Origin of the sequence: Allocoleopsis sp. (assembly GCF_036703385.1) — a bacterium.
Lineage (GTDB): Bacteria > Cyanobacteriota > Cyanobacteriia > Cyanobacteriales > Coleofasciculaceae > Allocoleopsis.
In genome coordinates this window covers 1-17,895 of record NZ_DATNPA010000047.1, presented here as the reverse complement: position 1 = coordinate 17,895, position 17,895 = coordinate 1, and the positions used below count along the sequence as shown (strand labels likewise).

The window sequence follows — 17,895 nt, the reverse complement described above, 5'->3', positions numbered from 1 at the left end:
TCGCTGTTCACTGTTCACTGTTCACTGTTTGATACAAGTGGCAGCGTGACGGTAAATGTTGTTCCCAAACCAACTTTGCTTTCTACAGAAATTGTACCCCCATATAAGTCTACACACCGTTTAACAATCAAGAGCCCTAACCCTGTCCCTTTGATTTGGCGTACATTAACACCTCTATAAAATGGCGTAAACAGATGCCTTTGGTCATCTATAGGAATACCGATCCCTCGATCCTGAATACGCAATGTCGCTATCTGATCTTGGCAAGAAAGTTTAACAATTACCTCTCCTCCGTCAGGAGAGTACTTAATCGCATTCGAGATCAGATTGGTTAGAATTCGTCGCAGCAGATTCTCATCCATGCGGACATCGGTACATTCTCCTTGACTGGACAAGGAAATGATATGCTGCTTACCGGCATTCAGCTGTAGCTCTTCTATGAGGTGACGACAAAACTCCAGCAAATTCAAGGGTGCTGGCGTAAATTCCAGTTTGCCTGCTTCGGCTTTACCAATGACTAACACATCATCCAGTAATTGAGTCATTTCAGCGACTGATATTTTAATCTGCCGAAAATGTTTGCTTTTTTTCTCATCCATCGAATCCCGGCAATAACGTTGCAAGAGTTCGGTTGAAGAGTTGATCGTTGCTAAGGGTGTGCGGAATTCATGAGAGACAATAGCAATAAATTGGGATTTCAGTTCGTTGAGTTCCTTTTCTTTTTCTAATGCCTGACGCATTCTTGCTTCAGATTGATAACGGCTAAGAGCCATTTCAATGGCTGTCTGTAATTCTCTCTCTTCAAACGGCTTGAGTATGTACCCAAAGGGTTCAGTGCTCTTGGCTTGTTGCAGTGTACTAGTATCGGCATAGGCTGTTAGATATATTACAGGGATATTAAAGCGATCGCGAATTTCTTGAGCCGCTTCAATCCCATCCCAGCTCCCTTTCAGCCTGATATCCATCAAGACTAAATCCGGCTGTATTTCAGCAGTGGCGGCGAGAGCTTCTTCTTTGGAGGAAACAACAGACGGTACTTCGTAACCCAAGTCTTTAAGGGTATTTTCTATGTCGAAGGCAACAATCTCTTCGTCTTCAACTACCAGGAGCTTGGCTTTAGACATCATTGACAAAAGACCACTTCTACCGTTTTTATGTTTATCTGCCAAATCACATGAGTTGAATTCTTGGTGATTAGTTACAGGATTAAAGATGAAATTAGACATAGGGTCAATCCAAAATCTCAAATCCAAAATCGAGTGACCCATTACTGTAGAAGCCTATTTAGCCAGCCGTTCAGGAAAGAGTACTTCAAAAAAGGTTCTTCACTGAAGCTCTGATCTTAGGCGTGGGTTGATTGACCAGCCACACACCACAAGAGTGCGCAAATATCAAGTATATCTTGGGTCGTGAATTCTAGGGATAACAGGTATCGAGCAGGCTGAAGTTGTTCCAGGGAGCGGGCGTCAGTTAGAGATAGGTTTGGTAAATACGATTTTAAATTCAGTTCCCTGGCTGCGGTTGTGTTGCAGGCTACCCCCTATCTGCTTAGCCAATCTACACATGAGCTGTAAACCAAGGGAGCTGGTGTTGCGAAAGTCGAAGTCTTGTGGTAAGCCAATGCCATTATCACGGATAGTTAAGATAAAATTTTCTCTGTCTAGCGGTGCATTTAAGGGCGATTCCCCGAACTGAAGGCTAATACAAATCTCACCTGCTTGATTTTCAGGAAAGGCGTACTTGAGAGAGTTAGTGACCAGTTCATTAATAATTAAACCACAGGGAATTGCTGTATCAATCGCTAGTGAAACGGGCTCCACGTTAATTTTAAAGGTGACATCATGGCGACGAGTGTCATAAGAGCGACATAAATTACCAACCAGGCTTGTGATATAGTCCTGAAAGTCAATCTGAGCTAAGTTAGACGATTGATAAAGCTTCTCATGAATCAAGGCCATTGCCTGCACCCGGTTCTGGCTCTCTTTGAAGAGTCCGAGAGTCTGCTGAGCGCGAATTTGCCTTGATTGCAACCGGAGCAGGCTGGAGATAATTTGTAAGTTGTTTTTGACGCGGTGGTGAATTTCTTTGAGGAGGGTTTCTTTTTCTAGAAGAGACGCTTTAATTTGATCTTCTGCCTGCTTGCGTTCCGTGATGTCACGCCAAGCCACTGCCATTCCATCTCCGAGTTTGACCGCACGAAGATCGAAAGCTCCACTGATCGGCTGACCGTTGATAGTATCTTCAAACAGGAGAGATTCTTTAACTAGGGGTTGACCCGTTTCTACAAGCTGACAGTACTCATCAAATAGCCCTGTTTCTCGATGGCTAGGCAGGAGTTCACACAAGCGTTTACCGATGTGATCCTCTTTAGAGGTGCGGTTGAACGTACAGGTTGCCGGATTAACGTACTCGATTAAAAAGTCTACAATCTGACCCCTGTGGTCTCGAATGGCTGAATAGATGCCAAAGCAGTCAAGCATATTTTCCACAGAAGTGCGGAAGCGCTCTTCGCTATGCAGCAAGTCGGTTTGTAACTGTCTACGCTCGGTGATATCCTCAATCATCGCTAGGTTTAATTTGGGTTTACCCTCTTGGCTGGGCAGAACCGTGACGGTGAGATTCGCCCACATGAACTCGCCGTTCTTCTGGCGATAGCGCTTCTCCATACGGAAGCTGTCGATTTTTCCTTGCTCGATCTGCTTGACCTTGTGCAAATCTTCGGGCAAATCATCGGGATGGCTAATCTCGTCAAATGTGAGAGATAGGAGTTCCGAGGCAGAGTATCCTAGTAGCTGACACCAAGCTGGGTTCGCTTTCAGGAATCGATGAGTCTGAAAGTCTGCGACAGATATGCCAATGGGAGCTTCTTGGAAGATTTGGCGGAACTGCTGTTCACTTTCGCGCAATGCCTCTTCTGCCTGCTTACGATCGCTAATGTCTGTGGTTGAGCCTACCATGCGTACTGGGGAACCCGCTGCATCCCAGACCGCTTGTGCTCGCCCGAAGACCCATTTGTAGTTGCCGTTTTTGCAGCGCTGGCGATACTCTACAGCGTAATGCGGTATTTTCCGCTCAAGGTAATCTTGGTTAATTTGCATCACCCGTTCAAAATCATCGGGATGGATGCGTGTTTTCCAATCATCATTATTGTCCCCAAGTTCATGCTCTTGATAACCCAGCATTTCCTTGTAACGGGTGGATCGGAAGACTTGATTGGTTTTCAGGTTTAAGTCCCAAATTCCATCATTGTTGCCCTTGAGGACTAATTGCCAACGTTCTTCACTTTTCCTTAAGTCCTCCTCTACCCGCTTGCGATCGCTAATGTCTAGGACAAAAGCAACAGCTTGATCGTCAACCCCATCCAAAAGAGCACCGCCAATCAGAACAGGAACTCGGCTTCCATCTTGGCGAATGAATTCCTTCTCCCAAGGGGTACCAACTCCCGATTCCTTGGATTGCTCCATTGCCAGGGTATCTAAGTAGCGATACTCTGGCGGCGTCATTTCATCCCAACGCACCTTCCCCTGCAACAAATCTTCCCGTGTGTAGCCCACCATCTGAAGAAACAGATCATTGGCCTCTGTAATTGCGCCCCGAAAATCAGCAAAAATAATCCCAACAACATTGGAATCAAACAATCGCCTAAACCGAGCCTCACTTTCCCGCAACGCCTTCTCGGCTCGTTTGCGCTTATTGATATTGCGAAAATAAACGCCTAGACCATCGTGCCCCGGATAGGCATGAATTTCAAACCAGGTATTGAGGGGTTCATAAAAGTCTTCAAAGGTAATAGTAACCCGAGCTGATATCGCCTTGTGGTACTCTTTGTAAAATCTAGAATCCACGAGTTGGGGAAACTCATCCCAGATATTTTTTCCGAGGAGTTCTTCTCGCGTTTCTTGTAGAAATTGCTCAGCTCGACAGTTCAGGTAGGTAAATTGCCCGTCCTGGTTTAGGGCAAAGAAGGCACTCGTAATACTTTCTAGAATGTTAAAAATTCGTTCGTTCGATTCTTGGAGTGCCTCCTCGGCCCGCTTGCGTTGCTCAGCTTGTTGGTAGGCATCGCTAATATCTTCGGCAATTCCCACTACACGATAAACGTGTCCTGCTTCATCCCGGATCGGAAAAGAGCGATCGCGAATCCAACGAATCTCGCCGTCTGGTCGAATAATCCGATACTCTTGTTCATAGTCATCTTCACGAATTCTTGTCAGCATCGCTATCACGCGATCGCGGTCTTCTGGATGGACCGCATCCAACCAAGATTTTGGTAAAGCGTATAATTCTGCACAGGAGCGACCCCAAATTTTCTCATAGGCAGGACTGATGTAATCGATTTGACTCATGGTCAAATTACTCATCCAGAAAACGCTCTGGATGTTTTCTGCCAATTGACGGAACTTCTGTTCACTCTCTTGCAGTGCTTCTTGTACCTGTGTGCGTTCAGCGACTTCCTGCTTTAGCTGCTCATTAGCGAGGCTCAGTTGTGCCGTGCGCTCCTGTACTTTGGCTTCCAAGGTTTGGTTTTGCCGTTCAATTTGTTCAAAAAGGCGATGTTTTTCAGCTGCTTCGCGATCGCGTTCCTGTTCTGTGCGTTTACGAACCGTGATGTCTATTGCTGTGGCAAGCACATAACGTGCCCTACCCGTGGGTGATAACAGTGGCTTCTTGATCGTCTGTAAATAATGGACTGCTCCACTTGGGGAAGTGAGGATTTCTTCAGGAATAAACTTGGGTTGCAACAAACTCATCACTTCCCGATCATCCTGAAGATAGTGTTCGACTTCTGCAACGTGGGAGTTGAAGTCTGCATCTGTCTTACCGACTAGGTCTTCAACCGTTGTTTCATAAATATTCGCAAGGGATTGATTGACCAGCTTAAACTTCCCTTCCCAGTCTTTGACACAAATCAAGTTCGGGCTGATATCAATGACATGATGCAGAAACTCCTGTTGTCTCCTCAGTTCTTGTTCTGCCTCTTGCCGCTGTGCTAGCTCGGTTTGGAACTGCTCAAACGCTTTAGTTTGCCCAATTGCAATCGCAATCTGCATCGCTATTTGTTGAAGCAATTTCACTTCTAAGGGCTGCCACTGCCGAGGTTCAGAGCAGTGATGAGCAATCAACAATCCCCACAATGGCTTTTGGGTTGGAGTATTCTCTACGATGGGAACAACCAAATTAGCCCGCACTTGAAACTGAGCTAATAATTCCAAGTAATCTGGCTGGATGTCACTGGCATAAATGTCTGCAATAGCACTGAAGGAATCCGGCCTCAATGCCTCAACCTTATTACTGGTGAAGCTGTTTTCATCAATGGTTTGGTTCAGTACAGGCATCCAGCTAGAACTGACGGACTCATTGATCACAACGCCACTTCCGTCAGGCTGGAAGCGACAAATGAGTACCCGGTCAGTCTGAAGGATTTTGTGTGCTTCCCGAACGGCTGTGTTCAGGATGTCATCGATTGATTGGGTTTGAGAAATACTAAGAGCGATCGCTTCAAGACAGTCAAGCACTGGCTCAAGAGCAAGGGATGGCTCAGGCAAACGGCTGAGTGACATAGCAACCTCTACAAGGAATGAGGTATTGAGATTGGTTACAGCTTCTCTTCAGGATAGTAGACCTCTGCCAAAAGTCGATTCTTGCCCCGGAGATCCCTCCAGCCCCCCGATGAATTGGGGGGAGAATCCACTCAAAGTCCCCCTTTTTAAGGGGGATTTAGGGGGATCTAACTGTAACTGGACACTTTGAAAACACACCCTAACTCTCAAACTTTGGGGAAGAATCTCAATGTTCTCAGAATTGGGGGATTTAGGAGGCGTTCCAGGATTCATCGAATCAAATGGGTGTGCCAACTCACTGGGGAACCGTTGCTAAGCTGTTCCGGGACGAGTAGACGCCAAGTTTTACCTTCTGGCTGTCGTTGTAGGTAGACATCAAAGGGACGTTGTTGTTGAGTGAATTGTTGAGAAGGCAACTTAACTTTAAGACGGTAAGTCCCCAATATGTGAAAAGTAGCTAAATTGTCAAAGAACAGAGGTTCTAGTTGCTTAAGTTTTACCTGAGTGATTTCAACGTTTGGGGGAGTAGATTGCAACCGTTGAGTGAGCCGTTGTTGAGCTTGATTGATTTGGAGAGCGATCGCTTTTTGCACCAGCTGCTTATTCGGTGCCAGTCCCAGCGGTGGCGTACTGCCCCCACAAGCCGTTAGCCCCATCAGGCAAATCCCTATTAAAACTACGGTTACGATTAATCTTGCGGCTCTATGCATAGGACTTCCAACGATAAGATAAGCACTAGTGCAGCATGGCGGAAATAACTATCCAGTTGAAAAAGGTTAAAAAGTTTACTGTACAAACTTTCTTTCCTTCTGCCTCCTGCCTTCTTGTACTAGTTATCTCAATTTTCCTCACCCATCATGACAAAAAAGACGCTTGGCCTGGATAATCCAGTCTACGATTACCTATTATCCGTTTCCCTGCGAGAGCCCAATATTCTCCAGCAACTACGGGACGAAACAGCTCATCTTCCGATGGCGATGATGCAGATTTCGCCGGAGCAAGGTCAATTTATGGCGCTGCTGGTTCAGTTGCTGGGTGCTACAAAAACATTAGACATTGGTGTGTTTACTGGCTACAGCTCTCTTTGCGTGGCGCTGGCACTACCCCCCAAGGGGGAAATTGTCGCGTGTGATGTGAGTGAGGAATATACTGCCATTGCTCGCCGCTACTGGGACGCTGCTGGGGTAGCGAATAAGATTGATTTACGACTAGCACCCGCACTAGAAACCCTCGACAAACTCTTGGCTGCCGGACAGGACGAAACCTTTGATTTCGCGTTCATTGATGCGGATAAGGCGAATTATGAGAAATATTATGAGCGATCGCTCCAATTGATTCGCCCTGGTGGTCTCATTGCGATTGATAATGTACTGTGGTCGGGAAAAGTAGCTGACTCCCAGGTACAAGACAACCAAACTAACTCAATCCGCGCTTTCAACGAGAAGTTATACCACGATCAACGGGTGACACTGAGCCTTGTCCCGATTGCCGATGGACTAACCCTCGCCCTCAAGCGTTAATAACAACCTTCAACCCTTAATCGCTCCTGCTGTGAGTCCCTGCACAATCCGGCGCTGGAAGAACAGCACCAGCAACACTAAAGGTAAGGTACCCAAAACCGTAGCTGCTGCGATCGCACCATAGGGAAGTTCAAATACTGATGTTGTGCCTAACTGAGCAGTAGCCACGGGAATCGTTTTCATCGATTCGCGAGTAATAAACGTTAGGGCGAAAATAAACTCATTCCACGCGAAGATAAAGGTCAAAACTCCAGTTGTTACCAGTGCCGGAACCATCATGGGTAACAAAATGTGAGTCAACATTTGCCAGGTGTTGTAACCATCTATCTTAGCGGCATCTTCTAACTCGACGGGCAGTTGAAGAAAGAAACTCCGCATTATGGAAATCGTTAGAGGCAAATTGATCGCGATGTAGGGAATAATCAAGGCTAGATAGTTGTTACCCAGTTTTAGCATCTGGATAACTTCTAACAATCCCAGGAAGAATAAAACGAATGGGAATAAAGTAATCGACAAAATGCCGGCTAGGATAATATTTTCCCCCGACAGGCGTAAGCGTGCCAGAGCATAAGCCGCAGGTGTTCCAATTGCTAAACACAGAAATGTAGAGACAATCGAGACAAGGAAACTATTGAGGATATATTGCGCAAAAGGGCGACGCAAAAATAAGTCAATATAGTGTTTGAAGGTATAGTGGCTGGGAATATAGACATTAGGAACAGCAGAGATATCCTTGTTTACCTTGATGGAGGTGAGCAATTGCCAGAGAACGGGTGCCAGACAAAAGACTAAAAGTAGTAAGATTCCCAACGGCAAGATAACCTGCTTGAGAATATTTATCTGCCGTACCTGGATTTTAGGTGTTGAATTCTTGGAAATTGCAGTCATAACCGATACATTTACAACGTTTAATTGAGAATTGGAGAGCCAATTTTTTAAATAATTGCTACAAATAATTTTATTGTTCCCCCCTTAACAAGGGGGGGTAGGGGGGTAAGAGTGTAGTGCTATTTAATGAAATTGGTGTCAACAGTAAACAGTCTGACGTTCATTCTGATCACTGATAACTGCTCATACCAATTGGGTATAAAAGTGACACATTTTACCCCCCCAGCCCCCCTTATTAAGGGGGGAGCAAAAAAGAATATGTGCCAAACTCCAACCCAATTGGTATCACAGGTCACTGATTGAATTAACTCCTGAAATTTTGGCGCGATATTTATTCAGGAAAAAACTACCAATCAGCACCACAGCAACCAAGAAGAGAAAGGTCACCACAACGAGCGCTGCACCATAACCAAAATCTAGATAGCGCATGACTGTGGCGTAAATATAGAGTGAAACGACTTCAGTTGCTCCCCCAGGGCCACCTCCTGTCATGACTTGGATGAGGTCGAAAACTCCGAAAGCTCCAGCAAAACGGAACAGCAGTACAATCAGGATTTGTGGCATCAACAGCGGTAATGTAATGGTGCTAAAGCTTTGCCAAGGTGTTGCGCCATCGATCGCATGGGCTTCATAGAGGTCTTCAGAAATCGATTGCAAGCCTGCCAGCAGCAGGATACTGATGAAGGGTGTAGTCTTCCACACATCGGCAGCAATCACAGCCATCATGGCTGTCATGGGGTCTCCCAACCAGTTAACTCCAGCCTGAATAATTCCCAAACGCATCAAGATGTCGTTCCAAACGCCGAACTGGTCATTAAAAATCCACGTCCATGCCAGTCCTAGCAGTGCAGTTGGCAAAGCCCAAGGTAGGAGGGCAACGGTTCGCACCAGTGCTCGTCCTTTGTAGGTAGGATTTAAAATTAATGCGATCGCCATCCCAAACAGTAATTCCAAGGCAACAGATACACAGGTAAAAATTGCCGTGTTCCAAAGACTCTGCCAAAAGCGACCATCTCCCACCATCCGCAGGTAATTGTCTAAACCTGAAAAGACAGGTTTTAACTGTGTCCCTAGATTTTGGGCGAACATACTCAACCAGAATGAGCGCAAAATAGGATAGGCAAAGACCAGCAATAGTAGCAGCAATGCAGGTGCTAGCATCAGCCAGCCGGTTCGTTGTTCTTGCGATTGGATGGGGTCGGCTTTCATTAGGGTTGAAGGTTGGAAGTTGAAGGTTGAAGGTTGAAGGTTGGAAGTTAGAAGTTGAAGGTTTTTAAGTGGTTCCTAGAAGTCGGCGTGTTTGATTAGCCGCCGATTTCATCATTTTTTCTGCGCTGAGACTTCTATTACTTAGGGCTGCATTGAGGTAGCGCTGCAAAATATCAGAGGCTTGGGCATATTGAGCAATGGGTGGACGCAATACGGCACTCTCCACCATTGTCTGTAACCGTGGGTAGTGGGGATATTTAGCAATAATCTCTGGGTCGGCAAATAACTCCCGTCGGCTGGACATATTCCCCGTTTCCAGAGTGAACCGTTTCTGCACTGCTTTGCTGGTAAAGTACTGAATGGCTTTCCAGGCTTCTTCAGGATGTTTAGAACTCTTGGCAATGCCCATACCCCAACCCCCTAAGCAAGCACCGCCTTTTGCACTAGGAAGATGAACCATTGGTTTAATTCCAATTTTGCCCTTCACTTCGGAATCTTCTTCTTGGGCTGAAGCCCAGACATAAGGCCAATTGCGTAAGAATGCAGATTTGCCATTCACAAATAAGCGTCGGGCTTCTTCTTCTCGGTAAGTTGTAACTCCGGGCGGTGAGATGCCTTTGTCAATAACGCGGCGTAAAAACTCAACGGCTTGAATGGCTTCTGATTTATCGAGTCCAACCTCGTTGGTTTCTGGGTTAACCCAAAAGCCGCCAAAACCTTCTAGAATTTCCACAAACATGGCTGGCAACCCTTCGTATTGAGCACCTTGCCAGACATAACCCCAAGGAGTTGCTTTTTTCTCCTGCAATTGTTGAGAAATATTGATTAACTCCTCAAAGGTTTCTGGTGGCTTTGCTCCAATTTTTTCCAGCAAGTCTGTACGGTAATAGAGCATTCCCGCATCGGAACGCAGGGGAATCCGGTACAGCTTCCCTTTGTAACGTCCCGCCTCCACATCTTTGTCCATAAAGGCTTTCAAGCCATTTTCAGACATGCGATCGCTCAGGTCTAAAAGCCAACCCGCCGCCGCAAATTTGCCTGTCCAAATGACATCCATGTAAATTAGGTCATAAGGCGAGTCACCGAGGATAAAAGCAGACGTGTAGAGGTTTTCTGTCAAGTCCGTTGCGTTGGGTGCCTCGATAATCTCAAGGTGAATACCTGGATTTTCTTTCTCAAAGTCTTCAACGATTAACTTTTTCCAATAAGGCACTTCCCCAGCATTAATCAGGGCAGTGATGGTTACAGGTTGCTGTGTTAACGCTGGCTTTGCCCAGAAATTAAATATTAGAATAATTGTAAAAATAAGTCCCCATAAACCAGGAGATTTGATACTTTTTCTAAGCCTATCTAGGCATCTTTTTAAGAGTTTAATTTCGTTCATTTTCGAGACGGAAGTACCACGTAGCAAGCAAAAATTCCCGCGTCCAGTGGTCATACTAGGCTTTCCGAGGCTAAATAAGCTGATTTAGGGCGGGCAAGATGCCCACCCCACAAGAAGTAGCTGGATATTTTTGATTTGAAAATCCCTAGAACTGGCGCAGAACTTCTATGAGTTGGGTGGGCAGTACTCTGCCTACCACTGAGTACTGTTTCTCTAGGATTTAGGTGTTGAGTTCATGCCAACGTCAATGCTTCTCTACCCCGACTGTTGAGTTAGCTATCAACACCTGTTTCAAATACTTAAACTTGGAAAAACTAGATTGAAGTTTATACAACACTCATTCTGCAATGATTTCATAAGGCAAACTTGCAGACATGAGATGCAACCCAGACCTGATAACTTGAACCACTGTTGTCGGCTGTGCGCTACTTTAACTTAATTTCTTGCCAAGTGACAAGCCCCGTTTGCAGTTTTCTTCAATGTTTTTTATCACTTACAGGCTAAATTGTCAATAAGTTTATTAAAACTTATCTTTTCCAGTAGGGTCACGATGGTCTGGAGGCAGCTCAGGTACGCAAAGAGTAGCTTGCCGGGGAGAAAATCTGAGAAATTTAGGTTTGCTGATGCAAGGCAAATAATTAGTCAAAAATTTTATTTTGTTGTATAGAATTAGAACAAACAGTCACGCTCATACAACTAGTAATCTACCCAATCGCTTGGAATGGGGAGTGCATCTTTTTAATATACAACTGAGGCTGACTAAGTAATGTTTGATAAACCTAACCTCTTGAAGAAATTAACGCTTGCTCTTATTAGTGCAGGCTTGAGTATTGTTATAGCGTATAGTATGCTGGGTCTGGAAGTCACAGAAACTGATAAACAATCCTGGCGCAATTTGGATTTACCGGGTTGCCAGTATGATTCCAATACTGGTGTTTGGTGTCCTGAGCTGTATAAGAGAGATCGCTAGTCTAGGGATTAAATGGGCTCTAAATCTCTCGCCGCCACCAAGCAACTACTAACCGAATTTCATAATCAATTTCTAAAGTGTCTCAGCAGTTCTTCGGTGTTTGGATAGCAACTGAAAAGCCTGGAAGACTGACTACCGTTATAGCAGAACCGTCACCGATAGCCAAACAATAAACCAATTCCTCCCAGCGCTACCAATACCCCCAAGAATGCTCTGGGGCTAACCGCTTCACCCATCCCCATTGCGATCGGTAGGACAAATATAAGGACTTGTGGCGAGAAGCGCTTGAGCAATTCCTGTCGCCGTATATTTGAGGGCAGTTTGTTGCAGCATGATACCTAACGCCATAATTGCAGCAATGGCACGTTGGGGAATTCGCACAAAGTAGCCCAACCCCGCTCCCAGTAGTAGTGCTGAACCGGCAACCAAACCCCAAAATCCTGCTTGTAGCCATAACGGAACATTAGATATCCTACTCCCAAAGATACAAATTTTTACTGATTTAACAAGGTTTTCTCCCCTCGCATTGCAGGGGTAGGGCGTGTTTTCAAATTACTCGTTATTGAATTCCATCCTGGAAGATCCCCCTAAATCCCCCTTAAAAAGGGGGACTTTGATGAAATTCTCCCCCCTTAATAAGGGAGGCTGGGGGGGATCGAAAGGGGCGAGAAAACACACCCTAGGGGGAGAGGTTAACCTCTTTGGAGTTTCGGTCGAGATTTTTGGTCTTTTTGGTCATCGGTGACCATATTGAGCAATTTTTTGGCAACTATAGCGCCTACAACGACTCCACCAACCACTCCTGCCACTTTGACTACTGTATCTATCGCTTCACCCGAATGCATGTGTCGGTGGAATATTTCGTCTTTTAGCCAATCGCTGGTAACTTTGAAGTCATGAACTGGAGTTGGCAAGAGTTCTAGATACGTGGCTTGACGGATAAGATGCCCGATGTCGCCTTCGACTTGAAAGCGGTCAAAGATGTTAGCCACACTATTATCTATGCCGAGCTTGAGAAGCGTGCCGCGTAGGTTAACCTCTGCTGGTTTTAGCTCATGTCCTAACGCCAGTGCTTTCAGATTATGCGCGATCGCAGCGCCTTGCTGATAGGCTACCTGTGCTGTAGGCGGCAGAGAATTATCCTTAATCGCTGCACAATCCCCCCCAGCAAAAACCTCTGGAAAATCGAGGAGTTGCAGAGTAGGAGTGACATACGGACGATTGTGTTTGTCGCGCTTGTCTTTGGGAATTGGTAAGTCTGCAATCAAGGGATGCGTGTTAGTCCCAGTTGTCCAGATTATGGTACCTGCGTGCAGTGTCTCGGTTTTGTCCTCGCGCTTGTATTCGACCTGGTTTGGACGAATTGCTGTCGCTTCTGCGCCAAAGATAAACTCGACTGGCACAGCGCGTTTTTTCAATTCCTGCTCGGCAATTTCCCGCAAATGATTGTTAATATCGCCTTCGAGAATTTCCTTGCCGTGATTGAGCAGTGCGACTCGAATTTCTTGAGGGTTGCCTCCTAATGCCTCGTACCAATGCGGGAGTAAATCGGCTAAGGTGCCTGCCATTTCTACACCTGAAGGGCCAGCACCAATCACGACTGCGGTTAACAGTTGGCGGCGTTGTTCTACATCTTCGATTTGAATGGCTTTTTGCAGGCAGTCGCGCAATTTTTTGTCAATTGCGATCGCATCTTCTTGTGTTCGCAACGGCAAAGCATTTTCTTTTGCTCCCTCAACGTGGAAATATCCAGTAACGCTACCCAAAGCTAAAACTAAATTGCTGTAGTTGTAGGCAGTTCCCGAAGTTAATTTGACTTCCCGTTGATGTAGGTCAATGGATTGAACGGCATCTTGAACGAAGATAACACCGCTATCTTTTAGCAGTTCCTCAAAACGTGGCACAACCTGCTCAGCGTCCATCTCACCCGTGCAATATTCGTAGAGTAAGGGTTTAAAGCAAAAGCGCTCAGAGCTATCGATTAGGATGACGCTTCTAGGATAGTGTTCATGGGTTAGATGTAGCGCAGTAAAAAGACCAGTAAAGCCGCCACCGAGGATTACAGTTTGATAAATTGGGCTGTTCATAAAATAGTTTTGCTCCTGTTGCTGTATGTAAAAACTAGGAATGATAAATCTAGATGTAGGACTTCTCCAAAAACAAAGTCGATTGTTCTAGGAAATGACTGTTTAGCCGAGTGTAAACACCAATTTTGCTATCTAATTAAAAAGAAACCCATTAATGCCAAACTGAGAAAGATAGCTAGAAGAATTGCATGTTCTACTCTGGGACTAATAATCTTGACCGTAATTACTAACCCAATGGCAAGTAGGATAACCCCAATATCTACAAGGGTTTCTCCGCCGTAGTCAATGAGTGGATCTTTTTTAATTGATTCAGCAGACGTCAGGACGTAGATTGCGATACTGGCTGGGAATGGTTGAGTTAGTAAATTCATAAAAAAGCTTCTTCTTGAGCAGGCTTCTAGGCTTACCAGAGGTAGAGAAGCGAAAACAGGATGACCCAAATCCCATCAACGAAATGCCAAAACAGGGTAGTCGCACTCACACCAAAGTGAGTCTTGTTGTAGTTGCCCCGAATGAAGGAGCGGGCAAGCATAATCATCTGTAGGAGAATGCCAGCAAGAACATGCAAACCATGAAAGCCCGTCAGCAGGTAGAACGTTCCACCAACTAACCCCGTGGAAACCCCGAAATCCAGGTTCAGCCACTCTTGCACCTCACCAACGAGGAAGTACGCTCCCATCACCGATGTCAGCAGCCACAGCAAGCGAAATTTGTTGAGTTTGCGACGTTTGAGGGCGCGTTCTGCCAATTGGATGACAAGGCTACTGGAAAGCAGCACTACCGAGTGGACAATCACTGAAGTAGACAATTCTGGCCCCTTGATACCTGGTGGTAGCCACTGCACAGTGGTCAATCGCAAAGCAATGTAGCTCACGAAAAAACTCACGAAGATGATGCTTTCCGACAGCAGGAACACGGTAAAACCGAACATTCCCTTGCCATGATGGTCATGCGCTTGCCCGCCACCGATCGGCAGAAATCGCTGTAGCCATTGTGGTAAGCGCTCTCGTAACCGTTCAAGACGGATAGGACTTTCATCCAAATGGATCGGACTTGTCATGGCTGGCTCCTTCAAAAGATATCGCTGTCGGTATAAAGGTTAGGACTTTCTTTAACGACCCAAACGACCATGTACTAATAACAAGCCTTCTGCCTTCTGCCTTTTGCTATAAAACAGCAGCTATTCCTGAGCGGCAGCATTTGCCGTCGCGTGGCTGGCTTTGCCGTAGTTATAGGGAGGCCAAGTAACGGTGGGAATCTCCTCAAAGTTCTCCACCGGAGGCGGTGAGGAAGTCATCCACTCTAGTCCAGTCGCGTGCCAGGGATTATCAGAGGCTTTCGGACCTTGTAGCCAAGAAACCACCATGTTGGCAATGAAGGGCAACGTGGACATCCCCAGCAGGAACGCACCAAGACTAGCGATGATGTTCCATCCCGCGTACTGGGGATCGTAGGAGGAAATCCGACGTACCATACCTTGCAAGCCTACTGGGTGCATCGGGAAAAAGGCGATGTTGGCACCGATAAACGTCAGCCAGAAATGTATCTTGCCCCAGCCTTCGGCATACATTCGTCCCGTGATTTTGGGAAACCAGTAGTAAATGGCGGCGAAAATTGCCATCGTAATCGTGTTGTAGACCACATAGTGGAAGTGACCGACCACAAAATGGGTGTTGTTGACATGTAGGTCAAACGGCACCGCCGCTAGCATCACACCCGTAATCCCAGCAAACACAAACATCACTATCCCGCCCAAGGCAAATAGCATTGGGGTTTGTAGATGTAGTCTGCCCCTCCAAACCGTGGCAGTCCAAGCAAACACTTTGATGCCAGTAAACACGGCAACAAACATTGAGGTGTACATAAACAGTATTCGCATCCAGCCAGGGGTGCCGCTGGCAAACATGTGGTGTACCCAGACAACGGCGCTGACTATAGCGATGCCGAATGAGGCAAGCGCAACTGTCCGGTAACCATATAGAGGATTACGGGAAAACGCTGGCAGGATTTCTGAGAAAATGCCGAAGGCGGGGAGTGCCATGACGTAAACGGCAGGGTGGGAGTAGAACCAAAATAGGTGTTGGTAGAGGATGGGGCTACCGTCCTGAAAAGGATTGAACAAATTTGCCCCTAGACTTAGGTCGAGAAACAACATGATGGCTGCACCAGTGAGGGAGGGCAGGCAAAAGAGTTGGAGCAACTGGGCGCTTAAAATCGTCCAGGGGAAGAGTGGCATCCGGAAAAACGTCATGCCCGGTGCTCGCATCCAGACAATTGTCGTGACGAAGTTGACTCCCCCCATAATCGAAGAGATACCCAGTAGCGTTACACTCACCAGCCAAATGAGTTCGCCATTAATGAGGTGACCGGATGGGTTTTGCAGGCTGACGGGTGGGTAAGACCACCAACCCGCCTGTGCGGTACCGCTAGGGAGCAAGAAGCTTAATAGGAGTAGGAGACCTGCGGGGGGGATAATCCAAAAGGCGATCGCATTCAGCAGCGGAAACGCCATATCCTTTGCCCCAATCATCAGCGGTATCAAGTAGTTACCCAAACCCGCATTCGCCGGGATAATCCACAAGAAAATCATCATCGTGCCGTGGATGGTGAACAAGCCATCGTAAAGCGGGCGACTGACTAGATTTAATTGAGGGGTGAGCAGTTCGGCGCGGATGAGCATCGCCAACAACCCACCAATCAGGAAGAAAATAAAGGTCGTTACCAGGTACTGGATACCGATAACCTTGTGGTCAGTGCTGAAGCTGAAGTAACGTCGCCAACCCGTATCAGGCTCATTGTGGGAACGGTCGGAATCGCTAGTGTTGGTAATTCCCATCGAATCATTGGTCATCAATTATCGTCCTTTCTCAACTGGAATGATGCACAACTGGAGGTTGGGCAGGCACAACCACAGGCCAACCGTCGCCGAGGGCTTTCTGGGCTTGTTGGGTATGTTCAAGAAATGCCGGATTGGGTGCAGGTATTGGCTTTTGGGTAGCCGCTTGGGCAAGCCAGCGATTGTAGGCATCAAGCGGTTCAACGTAGACATCCGCTTCCATTAGAGGCAAGTAGGGACCGCTGAACGAGGAATCTCTCAGTCGGTATTTGCCCTGGCGAGTGGGGGTGAGTGCAAAGGTAATGGCGCGGTTGGGAATGATATCTTGCTTGACTCTGAATTCAGGGACATAAAAACCGTGGATAACGTCGGCTGACTCCAATTTCAAGAGGACACTCCGATTAACTGGTAGGTGCAACTCGGTACTGGTGACACCGCCCGGATAGCGAAACGACCAAGACCACTGCTTGGACATCACCTCAATTTCTTGAGTAACAGGTTGAGAATTGTTTTTAGAGGTCGGTTTGCCATTATTGTCAACACTCTCAGCATAGGCAGGTTCTTCCATCGGCATATGCATAACGATCGGTGTCAAACCTTGAATGTTTAATTGCTGATAAATGGTGTTGCTTTGGATCGCAATCCACAGCACCAACCCAATCGGCACCACCGTCCAAAGAGCCTCTATTTTCCAGTCCCCTCTAGCAGGATGACCATGACTGAAGTCTCCTTTGGGTGCCCGATAGAAGAGGATTGAATACCCAATAACAGCAGCGATTCCCAGAAAGATGAACGCTCCAACTGCAACCAGGAAGCTAAACAAATCGTCAACATGTTTTGCTTCAGCCGTTCCTTGACCGGGCATCCAGGAATACGCCTGCTGCCCAAGCCACTTGCTGGCGACGATATCTACTGCTATAAAAATAGCCACTAGCACAGATTCTAAAACGGTCAGCATAAAAACTTCTGTAATATCGATACTTCTGGTGCTTCTGGCTAGTACAAAAAGGCAGTTCGCGTAGCGTTCTCCGTAGGAGTAGGCAAAGGGCAGAAGGCAGAAAGGCTGATAATTTCTACTTTTGACTCTGTTGTTAACTGGTCACTTATTTCCACCATGCTGCACTAATTACTTGAGCAGCACTTCGGGGTTTTTGCCCTGTCGCAGCAAGTCAGAAGCAGTATTGTGGATTCCGAAATCCGCTCCTAATTGCGCTCCTAATGTCCCGTGTACGTATAGGATTCCTAAAAGCACAATGCCTACTCCCAAGTAGCTCCACTGAACCTGTCTGGGAGCCTCACTGCGCCAGCGATAGCGCTGAAGCCCTCTCCAAACGGTCATGGCAACGATCGCTCCGAACAGCAAAACTCCACCCAACCCATGCAAAATCATGGTTGGAGCAGCCCCCAACCCCCAACTACTCTTGACATCAGTTGGCGGAT

General features: G+C 46.6%; 15 protein-coding genes. 2 read left to right on the top strand and 13 right to left on the bottom strand.

All coding sequences use genetic code 11. From position 1 onward, the window contains the following. Window positions 1–14: 14 nt before the first annotated feature. The 3 genes from V6C93_RS02570 to V6C93_RS02560 form a co-directional block, all read right to left on the bottom strand. Window positions 15–1,226: a hybrid sensor histidine kinase/response regulator gene (locus V6C93_RS02570; RefSeq protein WP_333475080.1), complete on the bottom strand. Its 1,212-nt coding sequence runs from the start codon at window positions 1,224–1,226 to the stop codon at window positions 15–17. Window positions 1,227–1,466: 240 nt separating this feature from the next. Further along, window positions 1,467–5,561 (bottom strand): PAS domain S-box protein, encoded by a 4,095-nt coding sequence (locus V6C93_RS02565; protein ID WP_333475078.1) that lies wholly within the window; start codon window positions 5,559–5,561, stop codon window positions 1,467–1,469. Window positions 5,562–5,830: 269 nt separating this feature from the next. After that, entirely contained in the window at window positions 5,831–6,271 is a 441-nt protein-coding gene (locus V6C93_RS02560; RefSeq protein WP_333475077.1) for a hypothetical protein, read from the bottom strand. A gap of 147 nt (window positions 6,272–6,418) precedes the next feature. Between V6C93_RS02560 and V6C93_RS02555 the strand changes: the two genes are divergently transcribed. After that, window positions 6,419–7,081 carry a class I SAM-dependent methyltransferase gene (locus V6C93_RS02555; RefSeq protein ID WP_333475076.1) on the top strand — a complete coding sequence of 221 codons (663 nt, stop codon included), beginning with the start codon at window positions 6,419–6,421 and terminating at the stop codon, window positions 7,079–7,081. A 9-nt stretch (window positions 7,082–7,090) separates the two neighbouring features. Here V6C93_RS02555 and V6C93_RS02550 read toward each other — a convergent pair whose 3' ends face one another. The 3 genes from V6C93_RS02550 to V6C93_RS02540 all read right to left on the bottom strand — a co-directional run bounded on the left by V6C93_RS02550 (window position 7,091) and on the right by V6C93_RS02540 (window position 10,562). Then, on the bottom strand, window positions 7,091–7,969 hold the full coding sequence (locus V6C93_RS02550; RefSeq protein ID WP_333475075.1) for a carbohydrate ABC transporter permease: 879 nt from the start codon (window positions 7,967–7,969) through the stop codon (window positions 7,091–7,093). A 285-nt stretch (window positions 7,970–8,254) separates the two neighbouring features. Next, window positions 8,255–9,178, bottom strand: coding sequence for a sugar ABC transporter permease (locus V6C93_RS02545; RefSeq protein ID WP_333475074.1), 924 nt, complete (start codon window positions 9,176–9,178; stop codon window positions 8,255–8,257). Between the two features lie 64 nt (window positions 9,179–9,242). Next, window positions 9,243–10,562, bottom strand: a complete 1,320-nt coding sequence (locus V6C93_RS02540) for an ABC transporter substrate-binding protein (RefSeq protein WP_414644133.1) — start codon at window positions 10,560–10,562, stop codon at window positions 9,243–9,245. Between the two features lie 766 nt (window positions 10,563–11,328). Between V6C93_RS02540 and V6C93_RS02535 the strand changes: the two genes are divergently transcribed. After that, on the top strand, window positions 11,329–11,532 hold the full coding sequence (locus tag V6C93_RS02535; RefSeq protein ID WP_333475072.1) for a hypothetical protein: 204 nt from the start codon (window positions 11,329–11,331) through the stop codon (window positions 11,530–11,532). 228 nt (window positions 11,533–11,760) lie between these two features. Here V6C93_RS02535 and V6C93_RS38710 read toward each other — a convergent pair whose 3' ends face one another. From V6C93_RS38710 to V6C93_RS02500, 7 genes are all read right to left on the bottom strand, one after another. Continuing rightward, the gene (locus tag V6C93_RS38710) at window positions 11,761–11,961 is read right to left on the bottom strand and encodes a hypothetical protein (RefSeq protein WP_333475071.1); all 201 of its coding nucleotides are present in this window, start codon (window positions 11,959–11,961) and stop codon (window positions 11,761–11,763) included. A gap of 263 nt (window positions 11,962–12,224) precedes the next feature. Continuing rightward, window positions 12,225–13,619, bottom strand: coding sequence for an NAD(P)/FAD-dependent oxidoreductase (locus V6C93_RS02525; RefSeq protein WP_333475070.1), 1,395 nt, complete (start codon window positions 13,617–13,619; stop codon window positions 12,225–12,227). Window positions 13,620–13,747: 128 nt separating this feature from the next. After that, the gene (locus V6C93_RS02520; RefSeq protein ID WP_333475069.1) at window positions 13,748–13,990 is read right to left on the bottom strand and encodes a hypothetical protein; all 243 of its coding nucleotides are present in this window, start codon (window positions 13,988–13,990) and stop codon (window positions 13,748–13,750) included. Window positions 13,991–14,022: 32 nt separating this feature from the next. Next, window positions 14,023–14,679 carry a heme-copper oxidase subunit III gene (locus V6C93_RS02515; protein WP_333475068.1) on the bottom strand — a complete coding sequence of 219 codons (657 nt, stop codon included), beginning with the start codon at window positions 14,677–14,679 and terminating at the stop codon, window positions 14,023–14,025. A 120-nt stretch (window positions 14,680–14,799) separates the two neighbouring features. Continuing rightward, a complete protein-coding gene (locus tag V6C93_RS02510; RefSeq protein WP_333475067.1) occupies window positions 14,800–16,470 on the bottom strand; it encodes a cytochrome c oxidase subunit I in 1,671 nt (556 codons plus the stop codon). A 16-nt stretch (window positions 16,471–16,486) separates the two neighbouring features. Continuing rightward, on the bottom strand, window positions 16,487–17,413 hold the full coding sequence (locus tag V6C93_RS02505; RefSeq protein WP_333475066.1) for a cytochrome c oxidase subunit II: 927 nt from the start codon (window positions 17,411–17,413) through the stop codon (window positions 16,487–16,489). 168 nt (window positions 17,414–17,581) lie between these two features. After that, window positions 17,582–17,895, bottom strand: a 314-nt coding sequence (locus V6C93_RS02500; RefSeq protein ID WP_333475065.1) for a DUF2231 domain-containing protein, incomplete at its 5' end; no start/stop codon positions are given.

Excerpts from the sequence above, each read along its gene's own strand:
- V6C93_RS02570 (WP_333475080.1), bottom strand. The coding sequence starts at position 1,226 with ATGTCTAATTTCATCTTTAATCCTGTAACTAATCACCAAGAATTCAAC.
- V6C93_RS02565 (WP_333475078.1), bottom strand. The coding sequence starts at position 5,561 with ATGTCACTCAGCCGTTTGCCTGAGCCATCCCTTGCTCTTGAGCCAGTG.
- V6C93_RS02560 (WP_333475077.1), bottom strand. The coding sequence starts at position 6,271 with ATGCATAGAGCCGCAAGATTAATCGTAACCGTAGTTTTAATAGGGATT.
- V6C93_RS02555 (WP_333475076.1), top strand. The coding sequence starts at position 6,419 with ATGACAAAAAAGACGCTTGGCCTGGATAATCCAGTCTACGATTACCTA.
- V6C93_RS02550 (WP_333475075.1), bottom strand. The coding sequence starts at position 7,969 with ATGACTGCAATTTCCAAGAATTCAACACCTAAAATCCAGGTACGGCAG.
- V6C93_RS02545 (WP_333475074.1), bottom strand. The coding sequence starts at position 9,178 with ATGAAAGCCGACCCCATCCAATCGCAAGAACAACGAACCGGCTGGCTG.
- V6C93_RS02540 (WP_414644133.1), bottom strand. The coding sequence starts at position 10,562 with ATGAACGAAATTAAACTCTTAAAAAGATGCCTAGATAGGCTTAGAAAA.
- V6C93_RS02535 (WP_333475072.1), top strand. The coding sequence starts at position 11,329 with ATGTTTGATAAACCTAACCTCTTGAAGAAATTAACGCTTGCTCTTATT.
- V6C93_RS02525 (WP_333475070.1), bottom strand. The coding sequence starts at position 13,619 with ATGAACAGCCCAATTTATCAAACTGTAATCCTCGGTGGCGGCTTTACT.
- V6C93_RS02520 (WP_333475069.1), bottom strand. The coding sequence starts at position 13,990 with ATGAATTTACTAACTCAACCATTCCCAGCCAGTATCGCAATCTACGTC.
- V6C93_RS02515 (WP_333475068.1), bottom strand. The coding sequence starts at position 14,679 with ATGACAAGTCCGATCCATTTGGATGAAAGTCCTATCCGTCTTGAACGG.
- V6C93_RS02510 (WP_333475067.1), bottom strand. The coding sequence starts at position 16,470 with ATGACCAATGATTCGATGGGAATTACCAACACTAGCGATTCCGACCGT.
- V6C93_RS02505 (WP_333475066.1), bottom strand. The coding sequence starts at position 17,413 with ATGCTGACCGTTTTAGAATCTGTGCTAGTGGCTATTTTTATAGCAGTA.